General features: G+C 64.2%; 32 protein-coding genes. 13 read left to right on the top strand and 19 right to left on the bottom strand.

What is annotated here, in order from left to right:
- Window positions 1-23: 23 nt before the first annotated feature.
- On the top strand, window positions 24-1310 hold the full coding sequence (purD, locus tag GC148_RS02490; protein ID WP_291068449.1) for a phosphoribosylamine--glycine ligase: 1287 nt from the start codon (window positions 24-26) through the stop codon (window positions 1308-1310).
- Between the two features lie 2 nt (window positions 1311-1312).
- On the opposite strand, the gene GC148_RS02485 is transcribed toward purD, so the two are convergent.
- From GC148_RS02485 to GC148_RS02475, 3 genes are read right to left on the bottom strand one after another with little or no spacing between them, the layout of a single operon-like run.
- Complete coding sequence (locus tag GC148_RS02485) at window positions 1313-2365, bottom strand: zinc-binding dehydrogenase (RefSeq protein ID WP_291068448.1); 1053 nt, start codon at window positions 2363-2365, stop codon at window positions 1313-1315.
- Between the two features lie 27 nt (window positions 2366-2392).
- The gene (locus tag GC148_RS02480) at window positions 2393-3181 is read right to left on the bottom strand and encodes an SDR family oxidoreductase (RefSeq protein WP_291068447.1); all 789 of its coding nucleotides are present in this window, start codon (window positions 3179-3181) and stop codon (window positions 2393-2395) included.
- A 16-nt stretch (window positions 3182-3197) separates the two neighbouring features.
- A complete protein-coding gene (locus tag GC148_RS02475) occupies window positions 3198-3734 on the bottom strand; it encodes a cupin domain-containing protein (RefSeq protein ID WP_291068446.1) in 537 nt (178 codons plus the stop codon).
- Between the two features lie 179 nt (window positions 3735-3913).
- Between GC148_RS02475 and GC148_RS02470 the strand changes: the two genes are divergently transcribed.
- On the top strand, window positions 3914-4573 hold the full coding sequence (locus tag GC148_RS02470) for a TetR/AcrR family transcriptional regulator (RefSeq protein WP_291068445.1): 660 nt from the start codon (window positions 3914-3916) through the stop codon (window positions 4571-4573).
- A gap of 15 nt (window positions 4574-4588) precedes the next feature.
- Here GC148_RS02470 and GC148_RS02465 read toward each other — a convergent pair whose 3' ends face one another.
- The 4 genes from GC148_RS02465 to GC148_RS02450 form a co-directional block, all read right to left on the bottom strand.
- Entirely contained in the window at window positions 4589-4837 is a 249-nt protein-coding gene (locus GC148_RS02465) for a DUF3297 family protein (RefSeq protein ID WP_291068444.1), read from the bottom strand.
- 72 nt (window positions 4838-4909) lie between these two features.
- On the bottom strand, window positions 4910-5239 hold the full coding sequence (locus GC148_RS02460) for a hypothetical protein (RefSeq protein WP_291068443.1): 330 nt from the start codon (window positions 5237-5239) through the stop codon (window positions 4910-4912).
- A gap of 6 nt (window positions 5240-5245) precedes the next feature.
- Complete coding sequence (locus GC148_RS02455; RefSeq protein WP_291068442.1) at window positions 5246-6421, bottom strand: hypothetical protein; 1176 nt, start codon at window positions 6419-6421, stop codon at window positions 5246-5248.
- 86 nt (window positions 6422-6507) lie between these two features.
- On the bottom strand, window positions 6508-7098 hold the full coding sequence (locus GC148_RS02450) for a murein L,D-transpeptidase catalytic domain family protein (protein ID WP_291068441.1): 591 nt from the start codon (window positions 7096-7098) through the stop codon (window positions 6508-6510).
- 114 nt (window positions 7099-7212) lie between these two features.
- Here GC148_RS02450 and GC148_RS02445 point away from each other — a divergent pair, with 114 nt between their 5' ends.
- The 7 genes from GC148_RS02445 to GC148_RS02415 all read left to right on the top strand — a co-directional run bounded on the left by GC148_RS02445 (window position 7213) and on the right by GC148_RS02415 (window position 13555).
- Entirely contained in the window at window positions 7213-8301 is a 1089-nt protein-coding gene (locus GC148_RS02445) for a phosphotransferase family protein (RefSeq protein ID WP_291068440.1), read from the top strand.
- A 14-nt stretch (window positions 8302-8315) separates the two neighbouring features.
- The gene (locus GC148_RS02440) at window positions 8316-9530 is read left to right on the top strand and encodes an MFS transporter (RefSeq protein WP_291068439.1); all 1215 of its coding nucleotides are present in this window, start codon (window positions 8316-8318) and stop codon (window positions 9528-9530) included.
- A 37-nt stretch (window positions 9531-9567) separates the two neighbouring features.
- Complete coding sequence (locus tag GC148_RS02435) at window positions 9568-10476, top strand: MaoC family dehydratase (protein ID WP_291068438.1); 909 nt, start codon at window positions 9568-9570, stop codon at window positions 10474-10476.
- The gene (locus GC148_RS02430; protein WP_291068437.1) at window positions 10473-10820 is read left to right on the top strand and encodes an MmcQ/YjbR family DNA-binding protein; all 348 of its coding nucleotides are present in this window, start codon (window positions 10473-10475) and stop codon (window positions 10818-10820) included. The genes GC148_RS02435 and GC148_RS02430 overlap by 4 nt, the downstream gene beginning before the upstream one ends.
- A gap of 93 nt (window positions 10821-10913) precedes the next feature.
- On the top strand, window positions 10914-11363 hold the full coding sequence (locus tag GC148_RS02425) for a host attachment family protein (RefSeq protein ID WP_291068436.1): 450 nt from the start codon (window positions 10914-10916) through the stop codon (window positions 11361-11363).
- Window positions 11364-11444: 81 nt separating this feature from the next.
- Entirely contained in the window at window positions 11445-12356 is a 912-nt protein-coding gene (locus GC148_RS02420) for a crotonase/enoyl-CoA hydratase family protein (protein ID WP_291068435.1), read from the top strand.
- A gap of 407 nt (window positions 12357-12763) precedes the next feature.
- The gene (locus GC148_RS02415; protein WP_291068434.1) at window positions 12764-13555 is read left to right on the top strand and encodes an OmpA family protein; all 792 of its coding nucleotides are present in this window, start codon (window positions 12764-12766) and stop codon (window positions 13553-13555) included.
- Window positions 13556-13568: 13 nt separating this feature from the next.
- On the opposite strand, the gene GC148_RS02410 is transcribed toward GC148_RS02415, so the two are convergent.
- From GC148_RS02410 to GC148_RS02370, 9 genes are all read right to left on the bottom strand, one after another.
- Window positions 13569-14639 (bottom strand): DUF2855 family protein, encoded by a 1071-nt coding sequence (locus GC148_RS02410; RefSeq protein ID WP_291068433.1) that lies wholly within the window; start codon window positions 14637-14639, stop codon window positions 13569-13571.
- A 21-nt stretch (window positions 14640-14660) separates the two neighbouring features.
- Window positions 14661-15410, bottom strand: coding sequence for an enoyl-CoA hydratase/isomerase family protein (locus tag GC148_RS02405; RefSeq protein ID WP_291068432.1), 750 nt, complete (start codon window positions 15408-15410; stop codon window positions 14661-14663).
- Window positions 15407-16738: a cytochrome P450 gene (locus tag GC148_RS02400; RefSeq protein ID WP_291068431.1), complete on the bottom strand. Its 1332-nt coding sequence runs from the start codon at window positions 16736-16738 to the stop codon at window positions 15407-15409. Before GC148_RS02400 ends, GC148_RS02405 begins: the two co-directional genes overlap by 4 nt.
- 10 nt (window positions 16739-16748) lie before the next feature.
- On the bottom strand, window positions 16749-17477 hold the full coding sequence (locus GC148_RS02395) for an SDR family oxidoreductase (RefSeq protein ID WP_291068430.1): 729 nt from the start codon (window positions 17475-17477) through the stop codon (window positions 16749-16751).
- Window positions 17478-17491: 14 nt separating this feature from the next.
- Entirely contained in the window at window positions 17492-18769 is a 1278-nt protein-coding gene (locus GC148_RS02390; protein ID WP_291068429.1) for a cytochrome P450, read from the bottom strand.
- A gap of 78 nt (window positions 18770-18847) precedes the next feature.
- Window positions 18848-19789, bottom strand: coding sequence for a pseudouridine synthase (locus tag GC148_RS02385; RefSeq protein ID WP_291068428.1), 942 nt, complete (start codon window positions 19787-19789; stop codon window positions 18848-18850).
- Window positions 19790-19811: 22 nt separating this feature from the next.
- On the bottom strand, window positions 19812-20213 hold the full coding sequence (locus GC148_RS02380) for a hypothetical protein (protein ID WP_291068427.1): 402 nt from the start codon (window positions 20211-20213) through the stop codon (window positions 19812-19814).
- A gap of 56 nt (window positions 20214-20269) precedes the next feature.
- On the bottom strand, window positions 20270-20515 hold the full coding sequence (locus GC148_RS02375; RefSeq protein ID WP_291068426.1) for a hypothetical protein: 246 nt from the start codon (window positions 20513-20515) through the stop codon (window positions 20270-20272).
- A complete protein-coding gene (locus GC148_RS02370) occupies window positions 20503-20961 on the bottom strand; it encodes a hypothetical protein (RefSeq protein WP_291068425.1) in 459 nt (152 codons plus the stop codon). The genes GC148_RS02375 and GC148_RS02370 overlap by 13 nt, the downstream gene beginning before the upstream one ends.
- A gap of 175 nt (window positions 20962-21136) precedes the next feature.
- Here GC148_RS02370 and GC148_RS02365 point away from each other — a divergent pair, with 175 nt between their 5' ends.
- The 4 genes from GC148_RS02365 to GC148_RS02350 all read left to right on the top strand — a co-directional run bounded on the left by GC148_RS02365 (window position 21137) and on the right by GC148_RS02350 (window position 24324).
- Complete coding sequence (locus GC148_RS02365) at window positions 21137-22147, top strand: flagellar biosynthesis protein FlhF-like protein (protein WP_291068424.1); 1011 nt, start codon at window positions 21137-21139, stop codon at window positions 22145-22147.
- 4 nt (window positions 22148-22151) lie between these two features.
- Window positions 22152-22991: an AAA family ATPase gene (locus GC148_RS02360; RefSeq protein ID WP_291068423.1), complete on the top strand. Its 840-nt coding sequence runs from the start codon at window positions 22152-22154 to the stop codon at window positions 22989-22991.
- 133 nt (window positions 22992-23124) lie between these two features.
- Entirely contained in the window at window positions 23125-23838 is a 714-nt protein-coding gene (ctrA, locus tag GC148_RS02355; protein ID WP_291068422.1) for a response regulator transcription factor CtrA, read from the top strand.
- Between the two features lie 201 nt (window positions 23839-24039).
- The gene (locus GC148_RS02350) at window positions 24040-24324 is read left to right on the top strand and encodes a hypothetical protein (RefSeq protein WP_291068421.1); all 285 of its coding nucleotides are present in this window, start codon (window positions 24040-24042) and stop codon (window positions 24322-24324) included.
- Between the two features lie 136 nt (window positions 24325-24460).
- On the opposite strand, the gene rnhA is transcribed toward GC148_RS02350, so the two are convergent.
- From rnhA to GC148_RS02335, 3 genes are read right to left on the bottom strand one after another with little or no spacing between them, the layout of a single operon-like run.
- Complete coding sequence (rnhA, locus tag GC148_RS02345) at window positions 24461-24907, bottom strand: ribonuclease HI (protein WP_291068420.1); 447 nt, start codon at window positions 24905-24907, stop codon at window positions 24461-24463.
- Between the two features lie 32 nt (window positions 24908-24939).
- Entirely contained in the window at window positions 24940-25512 is a 573-nt protein-coding gene (locus tag GC148_RS02340) for a hypothetical protein (protein WP_291068419.1), read from the bottom strand.
- A gap of 6 nt (window positions 25513-25518) precedes the next feature.
- Complete coding sequence (locus tag GC148_RS02335; protein ID WP_291068418.1) at window positions 25519-26583, bottom strand: hypothetical protein; 1065 nt, start codon at window positions 26581-26583, stop codon at window positions 25519-25521.
- Window positions 26584-26586: the final 3 nt, after the last annotated feature.

The following is a 26586-nucleotide window of genomic DNA, read 5'->3' as shown; positions in this document are numbered from 1 at the left end:
CGCTCGCGCCTAGGAGCGGCGCCATGAACATTCTCCTCATCGGATCGGGCGGCCGTGAACACGCCCTGGCCTGGAAGTTGGCGGCGTCGCCGCTGGTCGATATCGTGCATTCCACGCCCGGCAATCCCGGCATGGACGAAGTGGGCCCATGTTTTGACGTGTCGGCCGACGATGTGGACGGGCTGGTCAAGCTCGCCTTGCAGGTGGAGCCGGACTTGATCGTGATCGGCCCCGAGGCGCCGCTGGCGCTCGGCCTATCGGACATCCTGCGCGCGCGCGGGTTCGATGTGTTCGGCCCTTCGAAAGCGGCCGCGCAACTGGAAGCCTCGAAAGCCTTCTCCAAGGGGCGGATGACCAAGTATGGCGTGCCGACCGCGGCCTATGGCGAGTTCACCGAAGCAGCGCCTGCCAAGGCCTTCCTTGCGACGATGACGGCGCCCTATGTGCTGAAGGCCGATGGCCTCGCGGCGGGCAAGGGCGTGGTGATCGCCGAAACGCGTGAGCAGGCCGAGGCCGAGATCGACGAGATGTTGTCCGGCAAATTCGGCGCCGCGTCCGCGACGCTGGTGATCGAGGAGTTCATGCACGGCGAAGAGGCGAGCGTGTTCGTCATCACCGACGGCAAGGGCGCGGTCTACCTGCCGGCCGCGCAGGACCACAAGCGCGTCGGCGACGGCGATACCGGCCCCAATACCGGTGGCATGGGCGCCTATGCGCCGGCGCCGGTCGTGACCCACGAGATCATGAACCGCGTGCAGCGCGAGATTGCCGAGCCGATGCTGAAGGGCATGGCGAAGGACGGCATGCCGTACCAGGGCGTGCTCTATATCGGCATCATGGTCACAGCGGACGGTCCAAAAGTGGTGGAGTTCAACGCCCGCTTCGGCGACCCGGAATGCCAGGTGCTGATGAAGGGCCTGAAAGGCGACATCGTTCCGCTGATCCTGATCGCCGCCACCGGCGGGCTCAAGGGCAATGAGGCGCAGTTCGAAAGCCTGCTGGAGCTCGACGCGTTCCAGCCGACAGCGACAGTTGTGCTCGCCAATCAGGGCTATCCGGGCAGCTATTCCAAGGGCTCGCTGATCAAGGGCGTGGCCGAAGCGAACGGTTTGCCGGGCGTGACGGTGTTCCATGCGGGCACGGACGTGGACTCCGATGGCGCGCTGATCGCGGTGGGCGGCCGGGTGCTGAACGTCACCGCCAGCGGCGACACGCTGCGCGAGGCAGTCGACCGCGCCTATGCGGGCGTTGATGCGATCAACTGGCCGCAGGGCTTCTGTCGGCGCGACATCGGCTGGCGGGCGCTGTAGCGTCAGGCGTTCGGGTCGATCAGGATCTTGATTTCACTCGGGTTCTTCGCGAGGCTGTCGAAGGCGGCTTCAGTGTTGGCGAGGGGTTGGCGGCTGGTGATCAGGCGGGCGGCTTTGCCGGGATGGGCTTCGATCAGTTTCAGCGCAGCGGCGAATTCCTCGGGCCGGTAGGCGAAGCTGAATTCGAGCGTCAGTTCACGGATGATACCCTCCAGCGGCGTCAGCTTTTCCTCGTGCGGGCAGACACCGGCGACCACGATATGGCTGTGCGGCGGGGCGCCCTTGATGACCTGGTCGATCAGGCCGGGGGCGCCGGTGCATTCGAAGAGGTTGGCGCCAGATGGCAGGCCGCGGAACTCCCGCTCCAACAGCGGTGACATGGCGTGCGGGGTGAAGGCGAGGTCATTCCAATGCGTAAATGGGGAGTCCGTGGCCGGATCGATCACGATGTCGGCGCCGAGGGCCGCTGCGGCCGCGCGACGCTCAGCCGAGAAGTCCGCTGCGAGGATCGGTCCGCGCCCCTGCAGGCTGAGCGACAGGATGACCGCGAGGCCGACCGGTCCGCAGCCGATGACGAGATTGGGCGCCTTGTGCCGATTGGCCAGGCCGGCCGCATGCAGGCCCACCGAGAGCGGTTCGGTCAGGGCCGCAAGATCTGCCGGCACGCTGTCCGGAATGCGGAAACTGCGTACGGCATCGATACAGCTCAGCGTGGCGAGGCCGCCGCCATGGCCGGGCGAGATGCCGATGGTCTGTGGGCCGTCATGCGTATGCGTGAAGGGCAGGCCGGTGATCAGGTCGCCAACTTTCAGCGCCGTCTGCGTGCCCGGCGCGATGCCGACAATCTCGGCCGAGAATTCATGGCCGGGAATGATCACTGGAAGCTGGTCGGCGGGCAACGTGTCGGCAAGGGCGGCGAGCTGTTTGCGCAAGGACAGGTCGCTGCCGCAGATGCCGGTGAAGAGCGGGCGGACAAGCAGCTGACCCGCAGCGGGTGAAGGGTCCGGCAATTCGCGCACTGCGAAGGTGCGCCCGTGGAGTGTGGCAGCGCGCATGAGCGTCTCCTGAGGTTCGTGTGCGGCTCAGCCGGTGGGCAGATCGGCAAATCTTGCGATGTCGGGCTGCCCCGTGTGAGCGGTGGCGCCGCCATCTGCGACGATGATGGAGCCGGTCACATAGGAGGCTGCGTCTGACGCGAGGAAGGCGACGACCTCGGCCATCTCCTCGGGCTGCGCGGCGCGCTGCAGAGGAATGCGGCTGGTCCACTCTTCCTTGAGGCCGGGGATCTGGTGCACGCCGGCCGTGATCGGCGTGTCCACGAGGCCGGGACAGAGTGCGTTGACGCGGATGCCGTCGCGCGCATGATCGACGGCCATCGAGCGGGTATAGTTCACCACCGCGCCCTTGGCGGCATTGTAGGCGGCGAAGCGATGGTCCCCGCCGAGGCCGGAGATCGAGGCGGTGTTCACGATGGCACTCCCGCGCGGCATGTGCGGGATCGCCGCGTGGCAGGCATAGAATACGCTGTGCAGGTCGACTGCGATGACGTTGAGCCATTGTTCGGCGGTCGTCTCGACGGTGTTGCCGTAGGAGCCGATGCCGGCATTGTTGAACAGGATGTCGATCCGCCCATGCGTGTCGACGGCGGTCTGGATCAGCGCCTCGACGTCTTTCTGCTTTGACACGTCGCAGCGCATGGCGAGCGCGGTCGGGCCGAGATCCTGGGCGAGGGTTCGTCCGCCCTCGTCGCCGATATCGGCCAGAACGACATGGGCGCCTTCGCGCGCAAAGACGCGGGCCGTGGCCGCGCCGATGCCGGAGGCGGCGCCGGTGATCACGGCGACCTTGTTCTCAAATCGCTTGAGGTTCATCGGAAATCCGCCGCGCTCAGGCGAGGACTGCGCTGGGTGGGACTTCGCCGGCCCAATCCTCACGCCGCGTGGAAACCGCACTTGCGATCTTCTCCCAGGCGGGTAGCGACTTGGCGAGGAAGTCGATGTTGAAATTCTCCTGGCCCCGGAATTCCAGCACTTCCACACCCTTCGGGCCGGGTGTGTAGCGGTAGGCCTTGTTGGCCGGCAGGAAGAAGCCGTCGCCGGGGCCGAGCGTATCGGTGCCCAGCTGCAGGCTGCCCGCGACGATGTAGTAGAGGCAGTCGGCATCGTGCGTATGCAGAGGAAGCGGGAAGCCGCTCTTGAACCAGGCATAGGTCAGGCTGAAACCGGGGCGCGAGAACAGCGTCTTGACGATGTTGCCCTCGGCAAAACCCGCTTCCAGCGCCTTGGCGATACCCGCCTCGAACTCGGGATTCATGCCGACAACTTCCATATGCGCCGTCTCGTCCAGCGAGGGCGAAGTGGCCGTCCGGAAGATCTGGTATCCGGTGCTGGCCGGGGCGGGTTCCTTGACGTTGGCGTCGCTCATGGTGTTTCCTCCAGATGCCGGTTTGAATTGTGTGCGGGCCTTGCGGCCCTCTTTGCCACCTTCCGGCGAAGCGTGACGATCTTGCTGGCAGGCTACGCCGATCCAAATTTTAGTCAATATTGACTAAAATAATTCCGGATACGGTTGACGCCGCGTCGCCGAGTCGCCTTAGTCCCGTCATGTCACAGGATCTGAAGCCTTCCACGGCTCCCGTAGAAGCCGCGCGCCGCCGAACCCGTCGCGGCGAAGAGACCCGTCGCGCGCTGATCGACGGGACCATCCGCTGCCTGAACTCGCTGGGCTATGCCGGCACGTCGATCGAGGCCGTCATGGAGGAAACGGGCATAAGCCGGGGGTCCGTGCTCAACCAGTTTCCCACCCGTGTGGCGCTGATGTCGGCCGCCATCGAAGCAGCGATGATGGCCATGGTGTCCGATACACGCCGGCGCGGGGCGGAGATTGAGGATCCCGTCCAACGCGTGCGCGAGATATGTGATGTATTCTGGGAAACCCAGAACATTCCCGAGGCGGTGGTGGTGACCGAAGTGCTCCTGGCCGCGCGCTGGGACGGCGCCCTGGCACAGGCGCTCGGGCCGATTGCCAGCCGGATCGAGACCGAGATTGATCAATACACCCTGGAGCTGATCCAGGAGGCCGGCGTGGACGCGGCCTTCCACGAGGATTGCCTGCTGCACGCCCGGATCCTGGTCCTCTCGCTGCGCGGCATCACGCTGGAACTGATGTACGACAAGGACCGCCGGATCATGCACCGGGCGCTCGCGCGGATCCGCGAGATGCACCTGTCGCAGTGCGATATCATCCTGCCGGCCGGGCGCTGAGCGCGGGGCGGGAAATCAGACGGCCGGTTCGTCCTTGAACCAGACCTCGACCGGACCCTTCAGGGTGAGCTGCAGCGGGCGGCCCTTGCGGTCCAGCGCCTTGCCGGCCGCGATCTTGATCCAGCCTTCGGAGACGCAATACTCCTCGACGGTGGTCTTCTCCTCGCCGCGGAAACGCACGCCAATGCCGCGCGCGAGCACGTCATAGTTGTAGTGCGGGCTGTCAGGATAGATGGAGAGGCGGTCGGGCGGTGTATCGGTCATGCGCGGGGGTTTAGCCTTGCCGGGCCCCGGCGATCAAGGGCCTTGCGGCCACCGAACGCCGAGGTCGCACTCCTAGCCGCCGCGGTGCAGGCTGCTGACCAGAGCGGCGCGGCATGCAGCGGGGGCTGCCCCTTCGGCCAATGCGAGACGCGCCGGCCCCTCGCCGGTCATGTTCACGGTCAGGCATCCGGGCAAGGCCAGGTCGGCCGGCTCGATCAAGTTGCCGTGTTCGATGCGGTCGGACAGGTCCTGTGCAAACACGGGCCCGACCGCCTTTTTCAGCGCCTCACGGATCGCAGCGTCGGTCAGTTCGGCGGCGGCTCCGCTCGCCCGCTGCGAATCACCGCGGTCGATCAGGTCGGCAAGGGCATCGGCGAGTGACGTGCCGCGTCCGGCGGCCACCGTTTCTCAGCTGAGAGCCATCAGGGCACCTCGCTGGTAGGGAAGGCGCTCGGTCTCCCGGCTGTCCCAAATGTGCGCGAGCAGTTCGCCGGACGGCATCGTCTGCACCGGGGACGTTTGATACGCGGCCCAGAGGTCATTGAAGTTCGCCAGGAAGCCCTCCAGCGACACGCGGCCGGAATCGAGGAGGACCAGCTGGGTGTAGTATTCGGTGAAGCCCTCCGTGAACCACATCCGCGCCGGGTCTGTGGCCTCGTCGGTCGTGCCCATCGGTCCAGGGATCCATTCGTGCAGGATCTCGTGAATGAGTGTGTGCTCGAGGTTTTCGGCGGCAGCATTCCGGGTGGCGAGGATGACGAAGGATTCGGTAAACGAGGTGCCGATAACCGACGAACCGTTCGGCACGTCCGGCAGCGGCGTGAAGGCGACGAAGTACCGGGACGGCAGCTGGTCATCGAAGGCTGAGCTGGCCGTCGCCAATACTGCAGACGTCGCCGTGACGATGTCGTCATTCGACAGGGCCCATTCGCCGAGCACAGCGGCGCGGACAATTGAGTCCGCCGGTTCACTGAAGGCGTAATCACCGAAAGCATAGATGCTGTCGGTGGCGGTCGACAAGGTAACGGGGCGTGAGCGACCATCCGTGGACGGTTGGCTGAAGGCTGCGCCGGACGAAAATCCGTCGAAGCGGATAACGAACGCCGGATCGCGGCCTTCAATGACCGGCAGGACGGTGTGCCCGATGATCGACGCATACCCTGCCCGCAGCACCGGGCGCATCCCTGGGACGCGCTGGACGCCCCACTCGGGCAGACCGTCATAGTCCTGCTTCACCGTCCAGCTGAGGCGGATAGGCTGTCCGGACGCTTGTACGACCGTGACGGACCCGTTCGATTCATCGCTGGCGAGTGGATCGCCGCTTTCCGCATCAACCACGGTGAGCGCACCACGCAAGGCGCCGAGATCCTCCTCAGGCCCCCAGGCCTGCGGAAAGCGGAATACAGTTTCGCCGTCGGCATCTCCCGCGACCAGGACCTGGATCTCAAGTTCCGAAAGGTCGCCCTCGCGCGCGGCCGCGAAAACCAATTCGTTCTGGAACGATGTCTCAGGCGCGACGCCGTTTTGCATGCTGCATGCGCTGACACTGGCCACGATCAGGAACAGGAACCAACGCATCGACATCGGCAACTCGGCTATTCGGCCAATTGGAGCTGCCCTTTTTAGGGATCGAGGTCATTGATTCAAATATTGAATAGGTCTCCCCGCGCTCACTTGCCAACGTAGATCAGCGACCCCTTCGGCACCTCATCAAGGAAGGCAGCAAGGTCTTCGGACGAAAAGACGATGCAGCCGTTTGAGCGGCCGAGCTTGCCGTACTTCTTCAGGTGATCCGGTTCGGCATAGACGGCGGAGTGGATAACAATGGCGCGCGAGCGGGCATTGGCGTTGGTCGTGTCGAGACCGTCGAGACGCAGGGACCGGCCATGGCCGCCGGAATACTCTTCGGCGGTCCGGTAAAGGCCCTTCGGGCTCGCAGACGAGCCGGGCACGTCCGAGAAGCTGTCGAGATAGCCGTCATGGTCATGGTCCGATCCCTTGCCGTGCGCTGTGCGGAACGCATCGACAACGCCGGAGTCCAGGTCGATCACGAAAAGGCGCGGTTTGCTGGAATGCAGGCTGTAATCGACCACGACCAGCTTGCCCGTCTGCTCGCCATTCTCGCCATGGGCGTTCAGCGCGGCCACCGCCTGGTCCAGCAATTCGGGCCGGATCTTGCCGCTGGGGTCCAGGGATTTGGCGAAAGCAGGTGCCGCGAGGGTAGAAAAACCGAGCAGGAACAAGGCAACGAGACGCATCATGCTACGGATATCCCTCCTGGGGTACGGATTTGGCGACGCAAGGGCAGGCCTTGGCGCGCCGGGCTGTATCAGTATGGTAGTGTACAAAATCTGGCAGAATTTAGGGAGACCGAAATGGCAGAGGCCGCCAACGCACAGGACCTGTATTCCGGGACCAAACCGGTCGTCGACAGCCACAAGTTCAACGAGGCGAATCTCGCCGAGTGGATGCAGGCCAATGTGGAGGGCTATGAAGGTCCGCTCGAGGTGCGCCAGTTCAAGGGCGGCCAGTCGAACCCGACCTATCAGCTCGTCACCCCGAAGAAGAAATACGTGATGCGCCGCAAGCCGCCGGGCAACCTGTTGCCGAGCGCCCACGCGGTGGACCGAGAATACACCGTCATCAACGCGCTCTATCCGCTCGGCTACCCGGTCGCGCGTCCCTATGGGCTGTGCACGGATGAAAGCGTTGTCGGCACGATGTTCTACGTGATGGACATGGTCGAAGGGCGCATCCTCTGGGACGGCACGCTGCCGGAATATGAGCCGGCCATGCGCCGCAAGATCTATGAGGCCAAGGTCAAGACCTTCGCCGATCTGCACAATGTCGACTGGAAGAAGGCCGGCCTTGAAGGCTTCGGCAAGGAAGGTGACTATGTCGCCCGTCAGATCCACCGCTGGACGAAGCAGTACAAAGCCTCCGAGACGATGCACATTCCGGAAATGGAAAAGCTAATCGAGTGGCTGCCCAAGAACATCCCGCCCGGCGACACGACGACCATCGTGCATGGTGACTACCGTCTCGACAACATGGTGCTGCACCCGACCGAGCCGAAGGTCATCGCGGTGCTTGACTGGGAGCTGTCCACGCTGGGTGATCCGATTGCGGACTTTTCCTACCACCTGATGAACTGGGTCATGCCGCCCGGTGACTCGACGCGCGGCTCGATCATGGCCATCCCCGACCTCAAGGCCTGGGGCATTCCCACAATGGACGAATACGTCGCGCTCTACTGCCAGCACACGGGCCGCAAGGGCCTGCCGGAACTCGACTATTACTTCGCCTACAATGCCTTCCGCCTGGCCGGCATCCTGCAGGGCATCATCGGGCGGGTGCGTGATGGCACCGCCAACAGCGCCAATGCGGAATCGAATGCGGCGCGGGTCGTGCCGCTGGCGAAGTTCGCGGCGGACTATGCCCGCCGCGCCGGCATGGAGGGGTGACGCCGCCTTCATCCGTGACGCCGGCCCCGGAGACGGACCGGCGTTACCTGACGGGGCGCCAGCTCTTCCTGCTCGCTGTTGCGGCCGCGGTGGTCACGGCGAATGCTTATTATATCCACCCGATCATCGCGCTGGTCGCGAAAGATTTTGGCGTGTCGCCCTCTGAGATCGGTCTCGTGCCTGCGCTCAACCAGATCGCGCTGGCGGCGGGCATCTTCCTTCTTTTGCCGCTCGGCGACCGGTTCAGCAATCGCCAGCTCGCGATCCTCTTCGCGGCAGGCCAGCTGACCGGTCTCCTCGTCATGGCCTTCGCCACCAACTTCTGGGTGTTCGTGGCCGGCTCCACCTTCCTCGGCTTCTCGACCATCACGCCTTACCTGTTGCCGGCTTACGCCTCGAAACGCGTGGAGTCCGCCCGGCTCGGCGCTGCCACGGCCACCCTGACCACCGGCGTGATCGCCGGCATTCTTGTTGCCCGGGTTGGGGCCGGCTGGATCGGCGAACATCTCGGCTGGCGCACGGTGTATTACTTCGCCGCCGGGCTGATGTTGGTCATCACACTGCTGCTGCCGCGCATCATGGAAGGGCGCGACAAGTCTGCGCCCGAGCCTCCGCCGCAAAACTATGTGGCGCTCGTTTTTTCCATCGTTCCGATCGTGCGGGCGCATCCTGAAGTGCTTCTTTCCGGCACCATCCAGGGGCTCGGTTTCGGCATCTTCCTGTCGGTCTGGCTTGCGCTCGGTCTGCACCTCACCTCGCCGGAAATGGGCTATGGCGCAGATACGGTGGGCTACCTCGCAGCTATCTCGCTCCTGAACCTATTCACCACGCCGCGCCTCGGAGCCTGGGCCGACCGCACGGGCGCGCGCCGCGCGCGCTTCCTCATCTCGCTCGTCCAGATCGTGGCGGTCGGCTTGCTCGGCCTGTTCGGGCACAGCCTGTGGCTGCTGCTGATCCCTCTGGTGATCATGAACCTTGTTGGCCCGATGATCGACATCACCGGCCGCATGACCTTCCTGCGCCAGCGGGCCGGTGTGCGCACACGGCTGATGACCGCCTATATCGTGCTGATGTTCATCGGAGGCGGCATGGCCAGCTGGGGCGCCACCTGGGTTTACGAACACGGCGGCTGGCACGGCACGGCCATGCTCACGCTGGGCCTGTCGGGCATGCTGGTCCTCCTCTCATTCTTCGGGATGCGGCTGGACAAACGCGCCGCCCAGGCCTGAGATAGTATCCAACCAGAAGCCGCCGGGAGACTTTGAGATGAGCGATGTATTGCAGGGCGCTCTGCGCAGCCCGGTGAACCTGTTGACCGAGCAGAAATATGCCGGCCACAAGTCGCTGCACGATGATGCTGAAGCCGCGCGCCTCGGCATCAAGGCCGGGCCCATCGAAGGGCCGACGCATTTCTCGCAATTCGTGCCGCTGCTGGCCGAGGTCTGGGGTCAGGCCTGGCACGAGCGCGGCTGCTTCTCCGCCCACTTCCTGAACATGGTGTTCGAAGGTGAGAAGGTGCGCGCCGAAGTCGACCGGCCGGCCCTCGGCGCCACGCGCACGCTCTGCCGCGCCTTCAAGGAAGACGGGACGCCCGTCCTTGAAGCAAGCGCCAGCCTTGGCCCGGAACATGGCGAGACGCTATTGGAAGAGCGCATGAAGAAGCTGCGCCCCGCCAGCGATCTTGTGATCCTCGCGGACCTGAAGGTCGGCATGACCGGCCGCGAGAACGAGATCGTCTCGATGGGGCCGGACCAGCACATGGGCGATCTCTATCCCTTTTCGCTGGCCGAAAAGCTGAAGGTCATCACCGAAACTCATCCGATGTATTCCGATGCGAAGGCCTCGCCCTGGGGCAAGCCTGCTATCCCGCTCGAAATGATCAGTGTGCTGGGCAATTATTCCAGCCACGGCGCACGCTTCCCGGTGAAGAATCCCAGCATCGGCCTGTTCGCCGATCTCGAGATCCGCATGATCGACGGCCCGCTTTTCGTGGGTGAGGAATATCTCCTGCGCCGCGAGATCGTCGCCCTGTCGGAATCGCGACGGGTGGAGAATTACTGGGTCCGTACCCGGTTCTTTGACAAGTCGGGCAAGACCCAGCTTGCCGAGATGCTGCTCAATCACGGCGTCATGAAAGCCAGCTATCCGCACTATCCCCAGGACCGCCTTGCATGACACCGGCGGCCTTCCGCAAGCATTGCCTCTCGCTGCCGGGCGCAGAATGCGTGCAGCAATGGGGCGATGACCAGGTCTACAAGATTGCCGGAAAGATGTTCGCCGCTACCGATGCGGCCTGCACGAAGATCTCGTTCAAATGCAGCGATGAGGCCTTCCATGTGCTGACCGAATCCGGCGCGGCCCGGCCGGCCGCCTATCTGGCGCGGGCCAAATGGGTGACGCTGACGCCGAAGGCCCTGCCGCCCGGCGAACTCAAGGCCCGCATCACGCAGGCCTATGCCATCGTTCACGCCGGGCTCACCCGCAAAGTACAAGCCAGCTTGCCGCCCTTCGCGGGTTGAGTCCGACTCCGTAGTTTTCCGGACTGACCTTTGCGCGTAGTATTGCATGCTGAGAGACGAGGCAGCGGCAGACTGCCCGAATGGGAGTGTGCAATGAAACTCAAGACGGGAACGTGGATACTGGTCGCCGACGGCGCTCATGCGCTGGTGCTGGAGAATGAGGGCACGGCCGTAGCGCCGAAACTCAAAACCCTCCGGGTCTACGATCAGGACAATCCGCCCACGCACCAACAGGGCCGCGACCAGCCACCCCGGACAATCCAGTCCGCAGATGGCCGCCGCTCAGCCCAGGAAGCGCCCGACCTGCACCAGATCGCGGAGGACCGGTTCATCGCCGGGATCGTCGCCGATCTTGAAGCCGATTGTGCCCGCGGCGATATCATCGCCCTCGTCATTGCCGCGCCGCCGGTAGCCCTCGGGCGGATGCGCCCAGGCATCAAGGGTAAGCTGCTTCAACGTGTCGTGGCTTGGATCGACAAGGACTTCACCGGCCACCCGGTTCCGGCCATCACCGAGGCCATCGTGCGCGCCCTGGAAGACTGACGCCCGGCCGAACGCCGCGTCATGCCTTGGCAATCCGGCCAAGGCCGGAGATAGTCGCCGCTCCTGCGAGGAGCGACTGTCATGGCCGGATTCGAAACCATCCTCTATGAAACCCGCGCGGGTCACGCGCGTATCACGCTGAACCGTCCGGCGAAGCTCAATGCGCTGTCCTATGTGATGCAGAACGAGCTCTGCGCGGCGCTTTGGGAGGCGGACAACGATACCTCCGTGCACAGCGTGATCCTTGAAGGCGCCGGCCGGGCGTTCTGCGCGGGCTATGACCTGTCCGGCGCGGATGGCGACGTGCCGGTCTCGGCGGTTGAGGACAAGACGTCAAAATCCTATCGAGGCCATCGCTCCATCGATGATGACGCCTGGCAGCTGGAACGCCAGCAACGCTGGCGCATGGCCATCTTCGACATGCACAAGCCGGTCATCTCGAAGGTCCACGGTTATTGTCTTGCGGGCGGATGCGATCTCGCCCTGATGAGCGACATGGTGATCGCAGCCGACACGGCCACCTTCGGTTTCCCGCCGGCGCGCGATCTCGGGGCGCTGCCGAACCAGTTCTGGGTCTATCATTGCGGCCCGCAATGGGCGAAACGTCTGATGCTGACCGGCGACACGATCACCGGCCGCGAAGCGCAGCAGATCGGTCTTGTGATGAAGGCTGTGCCGGAAGACGATCTCGAAGCCGAGGTCACGGGCCTCGCCGCGCGCCTTGCCTTGATCGATCCCGATCTCCTCTCCGCCAACAAGCGGATCGTGAACCTCGCGATGGAACTCATGGGCGCGCGCACGCTGCAACGCCTCGCCGTCGAAAACGACGTCCGCGGCCACAACACGCGCGCGGCCGGAGGCTTCCGAAAATCCGTTCAGGAAAAAGGCCTGAAGGCCACACTCCGCGCGCGCGACGCCGCGTTCGGCGATGGGCGGGCAAGGGTGGATGGACCGGAAAAGCGCGACGCCGAAGGCCGGCTGATCGAAGACTGAGGCGGGGTTCACGCTGCCCGGCTATTATCCTCCGGCCGGATGATCTTTTTCGGCGACGCCACGGCGCCACAGGTCACAGAGAGACTGAAATTCGAGAGCGTCGGCTATCTGAGAAAGGTTGTGCGACGCACCAGCCATCTGTCCGGATTGAATTCAACCAAGTTGTTCCCAAGAATTTCCGGAAGGTCAGTTTGTATATTTCAAGGCATAGGACGCCCTGTTGGGTGTAAATCCCCGCCAATACTTGAATACAACGCTTGCGGCGGGGTTTTGACCTTCGCGCGCACCCGGCTTAAGGCTTGCATGGGCTGTCGGTTAATAACCGGGCCAACGGCCCGATTGCTGCGAGACGAGACATGATGGCCTACCATTCTGGAACAGTTTGCGCGTCTATCCTAGCCCTGGTGATGCTGGGGGCATGCGATGCGCCGCCGCCGGGCGTCGCCCCGAAGGAGGCTGCCGCGAACGAGGATTGCGTCACGCTGGCCGAGGGTCTGTACGAGTTCCGGGGCGGTAAGCTGCTCGCGGTTTCAGCCGCGCAGGCCGGCCTGTCCGTCGGGTCGGGCCCCGAACGCGACATCCAGTCCGGCTTTGCCGATGCAGGCTTTCCGTGGATGGGCCTGAAGCTCCGGGGCCGGGTTGCCGTGATCAACGGCGCTGCGCCCAGCGCTGAAGCCAAGGCCGCCGGTCTCACTGCCGGTCAGGCTGCCCTTGCCGCCAACCCGCAGACAGCCGCAGCCAATCTGCTGGTTGTGGACGGGATTTCGGTCGAAGAGGGCGAGCGCGGCGTGGGCGAAAGCCTGGCTGTCCTGGCAGACTCCGGCGCCAGCCTGCAGGCTTGTCAGCGCGCCTTCGATGACACGATGGCCAGCCATTCCATTCTGTTCGAGTCCGGCAATGCCCGTATCTCGCCGGTCAGCACCGGCCTTCTTGATGCGCTCACCGGTATCGCCACCCTCTGTCAGGGCTTTGTCATGGAGATCGGTGAACACACCAGCGCGCGCGGCGCCGACGATTACAATCTGAAGCTCTCGCAGGACCGTGCCGATGCCGTGAAGGCTTACCTCGTCAACAAGGGTGTGTCTGATGAGAGCCTGACCTCCATCGGCTTCGGCGAGACGCGCCTTCTGGACCCGGCCCCGACGCCGGAAGCCAACGAGCGCAACCGTCGCACCGAATTCAAGGTCATCGCCCGCTAGGCGCGCCCGGCCTTCAGAAGCTGAGCACCAGGCCCTTCGAGGGCGCGACCTTGGCGTCCACCGTATCGAGCCAAGCCGCCTGAATCGCGGCTTTGCCCTTGGCCGTCTCCGGCGTGAGGTAGGCGGACGAGGCCTTGTAGAACCCGCTCAGCGCCTTGCCGAGACGCGCGTTAAGCACATCCGGTCCCAGCGCTTTCGCCCGTTCGGCGGCATAGGTTGGCACGAAGAAGAATTCGGGCTGCGGATCGGGCAGGGCGACCGGTGCGCGGTTGCCTTCCCAGTCGGTCACGCCGATCACGAGGCTGCGCACCAACCGGTCGCGCAGCGCATTATGCACGTCGGCGGTCAGCGTGGGCCGGCCCAGAAAGTCGACATAAGCCGTCAGCCCGCGCGCATGCAGCCGGTCGGCCTCGTCATAGGTCCGTACACGCGCATAAAGCCTGAGGCTTTCGACATAGGCCTTGTTGCCCGGTGAGGTGAGCGCCACCGCTTCCACCTGTCCGCGCTGTTTCAGGCAATGCGCCAGTGCGAGCGCCGTCTTGGACGATGCGCTGGAAATCACCACCGTCTCAGGCACCGGATCGCCGGCTTCCATCAGGCAATCGTCGATCATGAAGCCGGTGGTGAACAGCGGGCGGAACAACATCTGCTCGGCCTCGCGCGCCGCGTCATAGCTCGGATCGGCAGCGGTGAAGATGTAGGTATTGTAGATTGGCGCCAGGCCTTTGCGGCAGTCTGCCCCGTCGAGGAAGCTTTCCTTGCCCCCGCGCTGGGGCACCACGTCGAATGTCTCCGAAATCGGTAGGTAGCCATACACACGCGCGCCCACCGGCACACCCTCGGCCTTGGACTCAGCGACGGTGGCAAAGCCCCAGACCGGCACCCGTCCGTAGGAGGCATCCGCCGCCGGGAAGAAATTCCAGTACCCCATCGCCTCGCCGAAGCTCGCATAGGTCACGTTGTTGGCGGTCAGCGCGAAGGCTTCGACCTTCAGGCGCGCCGCGCCCTCGGCCAGCGGCGCTGGCGCCGTATCGGTCCAAACGACATCGCGCAGGTCTGCGCGTTTGATCAGGAAGTCTGCCATGTAAGCCTGTCCCCTTGGCTCTTAAGTTTTCGATTTGCTCATGAACGCGCCGATGCGCGCCTGCATGTCCGGGCCTACACCTTCGTTGTTAAGGATTTCCCACTGAAGCCCACTATCCATGTCGCGGGCATCGGTGGCCTCCAGCAGGCGCTTGTTCGCGGCATGGCTGAAGGGGGAATTGGCGAGGATCTGGCGCGCCATCTCGTCGATTGCCGTCTCGAACGCGTCGTCCGGCACGACCTTTTCGGCGAGCCCTATGCGGAATGCCTCGTCGGCGCGGATCATCTCGGCAGTGAACATCAACCGTTTGGCGGTGGCGATGCCGACCCGCCGGGGCAGGCGCTGGCTCATGCCCCAGATCGGGGTCAGCGCCCATTTCGCATGCGTGTCACCGAAGCGGGCGCTCTCGGCCGCCAGGATGAAATCCGCCGCCAGCGCCACTTCCAGCGCGCCAGTATAACAATGTCCGTGCACCGCCGCGATCACCGGCTTGGGCAGTTTCTCCATCAGGCGCAGCGTTTCCGAATGCCACCCGCGCGACGGCACTTTCTCGCCCTCGGCGATGTCAGCTAGGTCATGTCCGGCGGAAAAGCACTTGCCCGCTCCGCGCAGCACAACGCAGCCGATGGACTCATCCTTATACAGATCGCTCACATGTTCGCGTAATTCGCGGAACATGCCCACCGTCAGCGAGTTCAGCTTGTCCGGACGGTTCAGCGTCAGGATGGCAAGGCCTTCCTTGTCGGTCCGGGTGACGAGATCACCGCTCATTTGCCGAGATCCACCATCAGGGATGAAATCGCGTGCACGAAATTGTTCGGTGCCAGCGTCATCTCGCCGGTCCATTTCGCGTCCGGGAACCGGCCCAGGATCTGCCGGAACGCCGCTTCCAGCTGCATGTTCGCCACGCGCTGGCCCAGGCAGACGTGCGGGCCATTGCCGAAGGAGAGGTGCTCCTTGGCATTTTCGCGCGTCACATCGAACCGGTTCGGATCGGCAAATTTCGCCGGGTCGCGGTTCGCGGCGGGATAATACATAACCACCTTGTCGCCCTCGGCCAGTTTCTGCCCGCCGAGTTCGGTGTCTTTGGTCGCCGTGCGACGCATATAGGTCACCGGCGTCACCATGCGGATCGCCTCGTGGACGAAATTCGGGAACAGGTCCGGCTGAGCCTTCAGCTGCTGGCGCACGTCCGGGAATTCGGTGATCAGCTTCATCGTGCCCGACAGCGAATTGCGCGTCGTGTCATTGCCCGCGAACACGATCAGCAGCCATGACCCGTCCAGGAATTCCGGGCTCAGCGGCTTGCCGTCGATCTTCACGTTCGCGATCGCGGAGAGCAGGTCTTCCTTCGGCTCGCGCCGGCGTTCCTCAAGAAGGTGGCGGCCGAATTCGAACATCGCCTGGATCTCGCTCATGAATGTCATGATCTGCTCGGGCGTCACATTGCCGAGGCCTTCCTGCTGCGCCTGGTATTGCGAGGTTTCGAGGAAGTGCATCCAGTGCACCAGCTTCGGCCGGTCGGCAGCCGGCACGCCCAGGATTTCGCACAGCGTGAACAGCGGCAATTCGGCGGAGAACATCTCCACCATGTCCACCACCGGTCCCTGCTTCTCCATCGCGTCCAGCAGCTCGCCGATATACACATCGACCCGCTTGCGCAGTTCCGCCACGAAGCCCTGCCGGAAGAACTGCATGTGCTCCATGCGCAGCGGCGTGTGATACGGCCGGTCAAGGTTGATGAGGCTGTTGAGGCTCGAGGCGTGCAGCAGCGGATGGCGCGGCTGATCCGGCAGGCCATAGGTCATCAGGATGCCGCCGCGCTGGCTCGAATAGGTCTCCGGGTCCAGCTCGACCTTCTTGACCAGTTCATAGGGCGTTACGGCCCAGAAGCCCGCGCCGGCGTGTTCAGGATGCCACATCACCGGCGCCTTCTCGCGCATCAGCGCAAAGGCCTCATGCGTGTAGCCGCCGTGGCGCGAGAACACTTCCGGGTCCGTCAGGTCCACCGGTGGCTTCAGGTCGTAGACAGGCTTGGCCTTCGGCGGGGCCGGCGGCACTTCCTGCTGGTAGGTGTCGGTCACGTTCTGGAGGGTCATGGGTCTGGCCTTACATTTCCTGTTCGATAGGACGGATCACGATATCATTCAGTACCATGTTCCGCGGGCTCGCGATGGCGAACAGAGCCGCATTGGCGATGTCTTCGCCTTCGAGGCCCGTATAGTTGAAGCGCGCACCAATTCCGGCCAGCACGGCAGGATCCTTGATCGAAAAGCCAAGTTCCGTGTTCACCTTGCCGGGATAGATCGTCGTTACACGGATCACGCCTGCGGTCTCCTTGCGCAAGCCTTCGGAGATCGCCTTCACGGCATGCTTGGTGCCGCTATAGACGGCCGATGTCGGATTCGTCATCAACCCAGCCACTGAGGATATGTTGATGACGTGTCCTTCCTTGCGCTCCAGCATATGGGTTAGCACCGCATCAATACCGTAGAGCACGCCTTTGATGTTCACGTCGATCATTTGGTCCCACTCTGCCACGCGGCGGTTGGCCAGAGGCGAGAGTGGCATGATACCGGCATTGTTGACGATCACGTCCACCTTGCCGAAGGCCTTGATCGTGTCCTCGCCCAACTTGAGCATGTCGGCATGGTTGGTCACGTCGGTGACGCGCCATTTGACGTTGCCGCCGATGTCTTTCGCCAGGTCCTTCAGCCGGTCTTCCCGGCGTGCGGCCAGCATGACTTGCGCGCCCGACGCCGCCAGCACCTTGGCCGTCGCGGCGCCGATGCCGCTTGAGGCCCCTGTTACGATGACAGTCTTGCCTTCAGCGGACATGTGCTTCTCCTGAGTCAGAATTTATACCGTACCGGGATGGATTTTGGCCCACCCACAAAGTTGGCCTTGATGAAGCTCGGCTCACCGGCGAGTTCGATCGACTTCACGCGGCTGAATAATTCTTCGTAGATCGCCTGCATCTCCAGCCTAGCCAGGTGCATCCCCAGGCACATGTGCCCGCCATGGCCGAACGAGATGATCTTGTTCGGATTGCGATCGACCTTGAACTTGAACGGCTCGTCGAACACCTCTTCATCGCGGTTGCCGGACGGATAGCAGAGCAGAACGCTTTCGCCCTTCAGGATCTTCTTGCCGCGCATCTCGTAATCGTCCTGCGCCGTGCGCATGAAATGCTTCACCGGCGTCGTCCAGCGGATCGCCTCGTCCACCGCGGTGCGCGACATGCCTTTCGGGTCCGCCATCATCTTCTTCAGCTGCTCGCGGTCTTGCAGCATGGCCAGCACGCCGCCGCCGGTCGAGGCGCTCGTCGTGTCATGGCCGGCGGCCGCCGTGATGATGTAATAGCTCATCGCTTCCAGCTGCCCGATCGGCTCGCCGTCCACCATGCCATTGGCGATCACTGTGGACACGTCGTCCTTCGGGTTCGCCCGGCGGTCGGCGGTAATCGCGGTGAAGTACATGAAGAATTCGGCCAGCGTCTGCTGGATCGAGGCAAGACCTGCTTCCACATCGCGCTTCTCGGCGAGCGACTTGTCGCGCATCAGGTCTTCGTCCTGCGCGCCGAAAATCTCCTGCGTCAGTTTCAGCATCATCGGTTCGTCCGATTCCGGAACGCCGAGGATCTGCATGATCACCCGCAGCGGGTAGTAGAGCGCCACGTCGCGCTGGAAATCGCATTCGCCGCCCAGGTCTTCCATCCGGTCGACATATTGCCTGGCAATCTGCTTGATCGCGTCCTCGCGCTTCTTCACGTTCTGCGGCATGAACCATTCCTGGGTCAGATGGCGCAGCTTGTAGTGCAGCGGATCGTCCAGCTGTACGAGCGTCTTCAGAAGGTGCGGCTGACCGAACTTCGCGTACACGCCTTTTTCGGCTTCGGCGTAAGACAGCATCTCGCGTTCGCCGTTTGTAAACAGCTGGTTCTGGCGCGAGATTTCCATGATATCGGCATGCTTTGTTGCCGCCCAGAAGGGGCGGAAGTCGGCCGGTTCGCACCAGGCCAGCGGATCTTCCGCGCGCAGCCGCGAGAACGCCGCGTCGAGCATCTTCTGGTCCGCATAGACCGCAGGCGACACGATCTGGTCGCAGGTCGCCCCAGCGGCCGCGCTCATGGTCCGGGATGGGTCGAACTTGGTTTGTGGTGGTACAGCTAGCGCAGCGGCATCAGACAAAACAAATTCCTCCGGAGTTCATTTGCGCCGCGGCGTTTTCCCGCGTGGCTTCAATGTATCCGTGCGCGGTCCCCTGCCAAGGCGTGACTTAGGGGCAGGCGCCTTGGCGGCGGGCGCTGCGTCCATCGGCGCGCCGAGGCTCGCAAGTGCTTCGGCGAGCACATTCGCCGGAACCTCTTCCACCTGTCCCGGCTTCAGGTCTGCCAGCAGGAACGGGCCGTAATTGATGCGGATCAGCCGGTTCACGATCAGGCCGACGGATTCCAGCGCGCGGCGCACTTCGCGCTTCTTGCCTTCCGACAGCGTCACCGTCAGCCAGGAGTTCGCGCCCATCTCGCGGTCGAACACCGCGATGATCGGCTGGTACTTCACGCCGTCCACGGTCAGGCCGCTCGCCAGCTCTTCGATCTTCTGCGGCGTCACCGTGCCCTTGGCCCGGGCGCGGTAGGTGCGCTGCAGGCCGGAGCGGGGGAGTTCCAGGAACCGCGCAAGCTCGCCATCATTGGTCAGCAGCAGCAGCCCTTCGGTCGTCAGGTCGAGGCGGCCGACCGTCACCACGCGGGGCAGGGATTTCGGCAGCTCATCGAAGATCGTGCGCCGCCCGGCCGGGTCATCGGTGGTCGTGATGAGGCCCGAGGGCTTGTGATAGCGCCACAGGCGCGTGCCGTCCGGGGCCTCGATTGTCTTGCGGCCCACCTTGATGGTCTCGCGCCCGGTCACCTTGAACGCGGCAGAGGTCAGCACCTTGCCGTTCACGCTCACATCGCCGGCCTCGATCAGCCGCTCGACTTCGCGGCGCGAGGCCACGCCGGCCCGGGCGAGGTATTTGGCGATCCGCTCGCCGCCTTCGCTCCATTCGGCGTCGGTCTTCGGCGGCAGGGGGGCTTTGTTCTGGGGGGCAGGCTTGCGCGCACCGGATGGTTTCCGGTTGGGGCGGCCCGTCTCACGACGCTCCGGCATGGGTTCGGCTTTCTGTCTGGCTTCAGGCTGTGAACTGCAGGAAGGGCGCTGCAATGGCAAGCCCGAGGGCGATTTCGATCGCCATCCAGACCGGCAGGATTTTCGCTTCGCCGCCCTTGCCGCGGTCGAGGCTCATCGCGAACACCCGGCCAATCGCAGCTCCGAACCAGCCGGCCGAGACCGGCAGCACGGCGGCCAGCGCCATGGCCGGCGGCGCCTGCAACACCATCAGCAGGGCCGTCAGGTGCAGCATCAGGAACAAGCCGCCATAGGTGGCACGGAACTCCGAATAGCCGCCCGGCCGCTCCGGATCGGCCTTCAGGCGCACGATCCGCGCCGCCCAGTCGGGCGCGAACAGGCCGCCCATCCCCAGTGCCGCGCCGAAGCCGAGCGCGATAAGCGCGATGATCTCGCCAAAATGCATGGCTGTGTCCTTCTGTATCCGGCGGGAAATCTAGGCCGAAAGGGGTTGGGGGGAAGTTAAGCGGCCGGTGCAGGCTGCAGGCGCCCGCGCGGCGGCAGCACGGGCAGGGACTTCGCCTGCCTCACCGCCGGCACGAGCGCCGCCGTCGCGTAGAAGGTAAACAGGGTGCAGCTGAACGCGTTGGGGTGCCAGAAGATCAGGCTTTCGGACATTGAGAACATCGACAGCTGTAGCAGGCCCAGGCACGCCCATGGCGTCGCCCCGCCGGGCAGCGGTAGGCCGATGCGCACTAAGGTCGACATGGCGATTCGCCCCAGCAGCCCCGATCCGGGCAGGCCCAGCGGCAGCCCATCTCGATCCAGCTGTTGTGCGCGCTGGGCACGATCCATTCGACCTGGGTGCGCACATCGTAGGACGGACCGTAAGGCTCCACCCAGATGGCGCCGATCCCGTAGCCCGTCCAGGGCGCCTCCTTGATCTTCGTCTGGCAGGCGTCCCAGAAGCCGATCCGCGCCCCAAGCGCCACGATGAGCCCGAAATAGAAGGGATACCACAGCCCCCGGGCGACCGGATTGTCCGCGCCAGTCATGTCATCGGGTTCGGCATTGCGCACGATCAGGGGTTTCACGACCTCCAGCAGCATCAGAAAGCCGACAAAGATCAGCGCCCGGTCCGCCGCCCGCAGCGCGCCGTGGATGGACGCCGCCAGCGGTCTTTCCGCAAGGGAATGTAGAGGGCTGGCGGTCATCGGGTCCCGTGTCTCAAGGCGCCTGCACGTCTTGCGACAGGGGGATGGATTGAGGGTAAATACTAACTTCGCTTGGCAAAATATTAACCATTTCCCCGCTTTTCTGGACCCTGAGTTTCGCGGTTTCAGGCAGAATCACTGTCGGGGCCGCCCAGCGTCGCGAGGAAGCCGCCCCATGCGCATGAAGATGTTCGCAGCAGAGTCTATTGAAGCTGCCAGGGCGAAGATCTTTGCGGAGATGGGCTCTGATGCCGTGATTCTTTCCGAACGCGAAGTCGATGGAGGCGTGGAAGTCCGCGCCGCAATCGACCGTATGGGCGCGGCCGCTGTCGGCAACGAGCCCGTCTTCCTCCGCGATGCCCGCGCCGGCGGCCATGGCCGGGGCATCGACAACCCGATGTATGCCCGCGTCCGCGACGCGCTGCTCTGGCACGGCGCGCCGCAGCGCTTCGCCGACCGGGTCGCCAATGAAGGCGCCGGCCGCCTGCCGGGCCAGTTCTCCGCCCCCGAAGACGCGATGGCCGAAGGCCTCGGTCGCCTGATCACCTGCGATCCGATCCCGGCCCGCCTCGACCGCGATATCCTCCTCGTCGGCCCGCCCGGCCATGGCCGCACGGCCACCGCCGCCAAGCTGACCCGCCGCGCCGCCGTGGCACGCGCCGAAATCGTGCCGCTCGCCGCCGATCTCGACGGCTCCGGCGCCGGAGCGCAGCTGGCCGCCTATCTCGAACTCGAGCGCGAACAGATCCGCGTTGCCGAAACGCCGGACGACCTGTTCGCCACGCTGCGCACCCTGCGCGCCGAAAACCGCCGCTGCGTCATCGACCTGCCGGCGATCAACCCGTTCGAAGGTGACGACCTCGCCAGCCTCGCAGACCTCGTCGCGGCCATCCGCGCCGAACCGGTTCTCGTGCTGTCTGCGGAGGGCCACCCTGACGACCTTGCCGAAGCGGCGCGCGCCTTCCAGCGCGCCGGTGTCCGGCGTGCCATCCTGACCAAGCTCGATGTCGTCCGCCGCCGCGGCGGCGCCATCGCGGCCCTGACATCGGCGGGCATCGCATTCTCGCACCTGGCCATCACGCCGTTCATCGGCGGCGGTCTGGTGCCGGCGGCGCCGTCGCGTCTCTCCGCGCTCCTCATCGAGGACTCGCGCGGCGATGTCATCGCCCTGAGAGGAGCAGCCTGATCCCATGAGCTTCACCATGCGCCGATCCCAGGACCGACCCGCCGTCAGGCCCACCCCGCGTGTCACGCCCGCCTCCATCATTGCGGTGGCGAGTGGCAAGGGTGGTGTCGGAAAGACCTTCATCTCCATCACGCTGGCTTCCGCGCTGGCGAAAGCCGGCCGCCGCGTGCTGCTGGTGGACGGTGACCTTGGCCTCGCCAACGTCGACGTCCAGCTCGGCATCGCCCCGGAAACCGATCTCGCCGCCGTCGTGGCCGGCTGGGTCGAACTCGACGATGCCGTGACCCCGGTCGATGGCGGCGCCGGCAGCGGCGGTTTCGATGTGTTGCCCGGCCGCTCCGGCTCCGGCGCGCTCGCCGAGCTGCCACCCGAAGAAGTGGCCCGCCTCGCGGCCGGCCTGTCCGCCCTCGCGCTCCAGTATGACCATCTCGTGCTCGACCTCGGCGCTGGCATCGAGGCCAACTGCATGCGCCTCGCGCGCGCCGGCGATAAATCGCTGGTCGTGATCACCGACGATCCGGCCTCGATGACCGACGCCTACGCCTTCATCAAGGTGTTGCGCGGTTATGCGCCGAATGTTGAACCCATCATCTGCATTAACCAGGCCGACACCCGCGCTGCGGGTCAGCGCACCTATGAAGCGATTGCGCGCGCCTGTTCCACCTTCCTCGGTTTCCGGCCAAGACACGCGGGAACCGTCATGCGCGACCCGAAAGTTCGCGATGCGATCCGGTGCCAGCGAACGCTGATCTCCACCGATCCACAGGCCCAGCCGGTACAGGACGTGATGGCTGTCGCTCAGACCCTGCTCGGCGAAGGGCAGTCCGCCGCGGTGGGAAACTGATCCGTGTTGAGAATAGTGAATAAATCGTCAGTATCCGTACACCGCATTAACTTGTTAACAACATTGCGGCGTTAGGATTCACAAGTGTTAACAATCGGGCTAAACCAGCCTTAAGTGATTCGGGAGACGAGCGATGCGCGTCCTATTGATTGAAGATGATCGGGCTCTGGCACGCTCCATTGAGCTGATGCTGAAAGCCGCAGGCTTCAACGTCTATATGACGGACCTCGGCGAGGATGGAGTCGATCTCGGCAAGGTCTATGAGTACGACATGATCCTTCTGGACCTGTCGCTGCCGGACATCTCGGGCTTCGAGGTCCTCAAACAGCTCCGCATGAGCCGCGTCAACACGCCGGTCATGATCCTGTCGGGCAACCCGGATATCGAAGCGAAGGTGAAAACCCTCGGCTACGGCGCCGACGATTACCTCACCAAGCCGTTCAACAAGGACGAGCTGATCGCCCGTATCACCGCCATCGTGCGCCGCTCCAAGGGCCATGCCGAGAGCGTCATCCGCACCGGCGAGATCCTGGTCAACCTGGATGCCAAGACCGTCGAAGTCGAAGGCGAGCGCGTCCACCTGACCGGCAAGGAATACGCGATGTTCGAGCTGCTCTCGCTGCGCAAGGGAACCACGCTGACCAAGGAAATGTTCCTGAACCACCTCTATGGCGGCATGGACGAACCGGAACTCAAGATCATCGACGTGTTCATCTGCAAACTGCGCAAGAAGCTGCAGCAGGCGACCAACGGCAATCACTATATCGAAACCGTCTGGGGCCGCGGCTACGTGCTACGCGACCCGCGTCCGAACGCCAAGACGGGCGAAATCGAAGAAGCCGCCTGAGGCCTTCCGAACCCCACACACCGACACGCCCCGGCCCCCGCGCCGGGGCGTTTTCGTTCAGGGTGACAAGCGGGCGGAGCAGGGCCTTGCGCAACAAAATCCGGGGGCCTGAAAAAGAAAATGCGTAGCACCGCCAAGCGCTTGTAAAATAGTTCAGCGCCGCGAACGCACCCCCTCCGCAGACGGAGGTATAGTGCGGGCATGATCCCGCTGCGCGCCCTTCGAGCCCAGCCCCACTATGCCGACCTGTTCGACTATGTGCCGAAGCTGCTGTGGCCGATCCTCTGGTGGCAACGCAATGCCATAATCTTCTGGATGCGCGATCAGAACATCACCGATGTCTGCTTCCAGACCAACTGGTGGGGCTTCATCACTATCCGCTTTGCCACGCAGGCTGATAACCCCAGCCTGTACAAATCCATCCCCCGCATCCTCCGCAAACTGAGCGATCCAAGCTGGGAGGTGGCAGCCTGCACCGCAGGCTGACGGAGGGGAGCCTCACGCCCATCCCCAGCAGTTGCTAGTCCTGCCGCTCATCCCGGCGTTCGCGGGGAAGTGCGGCAGTCGAAAAGTCCAGAAATTCATCAACCGGTCAGCCCAAAGCTGCGTCCGGCCGCACGTGCTACTTCTTCGCCCGGGCTTCTTCCGTACCCTGACGGGCGAGGGCATCGGCGCGTTCGTTGCCGGGGTCGCCGTCATGGCCCTTCACCCATTTCCAGGTGATGTCATGGCGCGCACAAGCCTCTTCCATCGCCATCCAGAGGTCCTGGTTTTTCACAGGTTTCTTGTCGGCGGTTTTCCAGCCATTGCGTTTCCAGCCCTTGATCCACTTGGTCAGGCCGTCTTTCACGTACATTGAATCGACGTGCAGCAGCACTTTCGACGGCCGCTTCAGCGCATTCAGCGCTTCCACCACGGCCATCATTTCCATGCGGTTGTTGGTCGTCGCCGGATCGCCGCCGAACAGCTCCTTCTCATGGCCGTTCCAGCGGATCAGCGCGCCCCAGCCGCCAGGGCCGGGATTGCCGCTGCAGGCGCCGTCGGTCCAGATTTCAATTGTGTCGGTCATCCGCCGCGAGGTGGCCCGCTTCGCCGGAAGCGTCAAGCCGGTCCGAAGACGTTCACGTCCACATCGGTCAGCTGGCGCGCCGGCGCGACGATGGCGTGCAGCAGGAATCCGCAGAAAACGCCCGCCGCAGCGCCGATCAGGCAGCCGGTGAGCAGCGCGCCGAAGGCGGAGGCCGGGCCGCCGAACCAGCCGAACACGAAGGTCGTGCCGCCGACCAGACTGGCGCCCCACACTGCGCCCCAGCGCAGGTAGGGTTTGCGGTGGGTGATACCCTTGTGCGGGAAGCGTCCGATCGACAGGCCGAGCGCCAACGCGGCGGCCGGAACGGTGATGAAGAAGAGAATGAAGTTGTACGAGGCCAGCGTCAGCGCCAGCATCACACCGCCAACGAAGCCCGATTGGCCGAGCCCTAGTCCGCCGGCGCCCAGCACGCCGAAGGTCAGCGTCATCAGACCGCCGAACACGATGCCGATCAGCGTCACACTGAAACAGGCGGCAAAGGACGAGACCAGCAGCGCCAGCCGGATCCGCTTCACCCGTTTCGGGCGCGGCGTCGTCGCATAGGTGGGAAGCGCCGCGTCAGGAGGAACGGGATCAACGGCCACGGCCAGCTACCTTGCAGCGTCTGCAGCGGCGACGGCGTTCAACAGTGGGACAAGGGGCGAGACGTCCCGATTGTCCATCCCCTGAAAGATGCCTACCAATATCGCACCACGGGTGCCGTCATGGCAGGCGATGAGTTCAAGTTCGGACTCGACCATCACGCCGGGGCTTGCCTGCCAGCCGGCCGGAAGGCCGGACGGGCGAGCTTCGGTCATCGACGGGTCATCGAACGAGGCGATAACATTGCTGCAGGGATAGCCGTCCACCGCCATGATCTCGACCGTAACTTCCGGCAAAGTTGGCAACAGGCGGTTCAGCATATCTGTGGGCGCGCTGTCGTCCCGGGTCAGCAGCCAGAGATACCCATCATCCGGCAGCGTCAGGTCGAGGCCCGACATCGGCAAGAAGAGGGCTCGCACCGCGCTGCCTTCGCCGCGCGACCGCACTTCGGCGCGGCGCAACGGCTGGATGTCGCCGTGGCGATTGGCCGAATAGCTGCGCGAGGCGCTCGCGAGCACATCGGAAGCACGTACGTCGGCCATCAATGCCGAATAGGGCAGGTTCTCGGGTTGGTTGACGAGGAAGCGCTCGAGAAGCAAGGCTTGGCCCTCGCCGTTCATGCGGCAGAGCGCCGCCGCCGGCCGACGGCCAAGTTCGGAGTCGAAATCGAACACGCCGGTCAGTACTTGCCAGTCCTGGCCCCACAGGGCTTCCGTGGTGGAGACCGGCGAGGCAAAATTCATCTCTGCAAGCACGCCCGCGCAATCGCCCGCATTGAAATAGCCGAGCATGATCCAGTTGCCGGCGACGATGGAGCCGGTCGCGGAATCGAATTCATCGACCACGTCGCGCGTGTCGAAAATCTCGCCCGCCGCGTCGAGCGCCCAGCTGCCGCTCAACTTGTAGGTACGATCCTTGGCTGCCGGCAGATCAATGATCAGGCCGGAGGTCGGCAACTGTGTCGGCCCGGGCGCTGCCGCAACCGGCTCGGCCAGCGCGATCGGTATCTGGGCCAGTACAAGTGTTGCAGCGGCCACAATCAAGCTGCGCCGCATGCCGGTCCGTTTGTTCATGTG

Origin of the sequence: Hyphomonas sp. (genome assembly GCF_016125515.1) — a bacterium.
Classification (GTDB): domain Bacteria; phylum Pseudomonadota; class Alphaproteobacteria; order Caulobacterales; family Hyphomonadaceae; genus Hyphomonas.
This window is presented reverse-complemented; position numbering and strand designations above follow the sequence as displayed.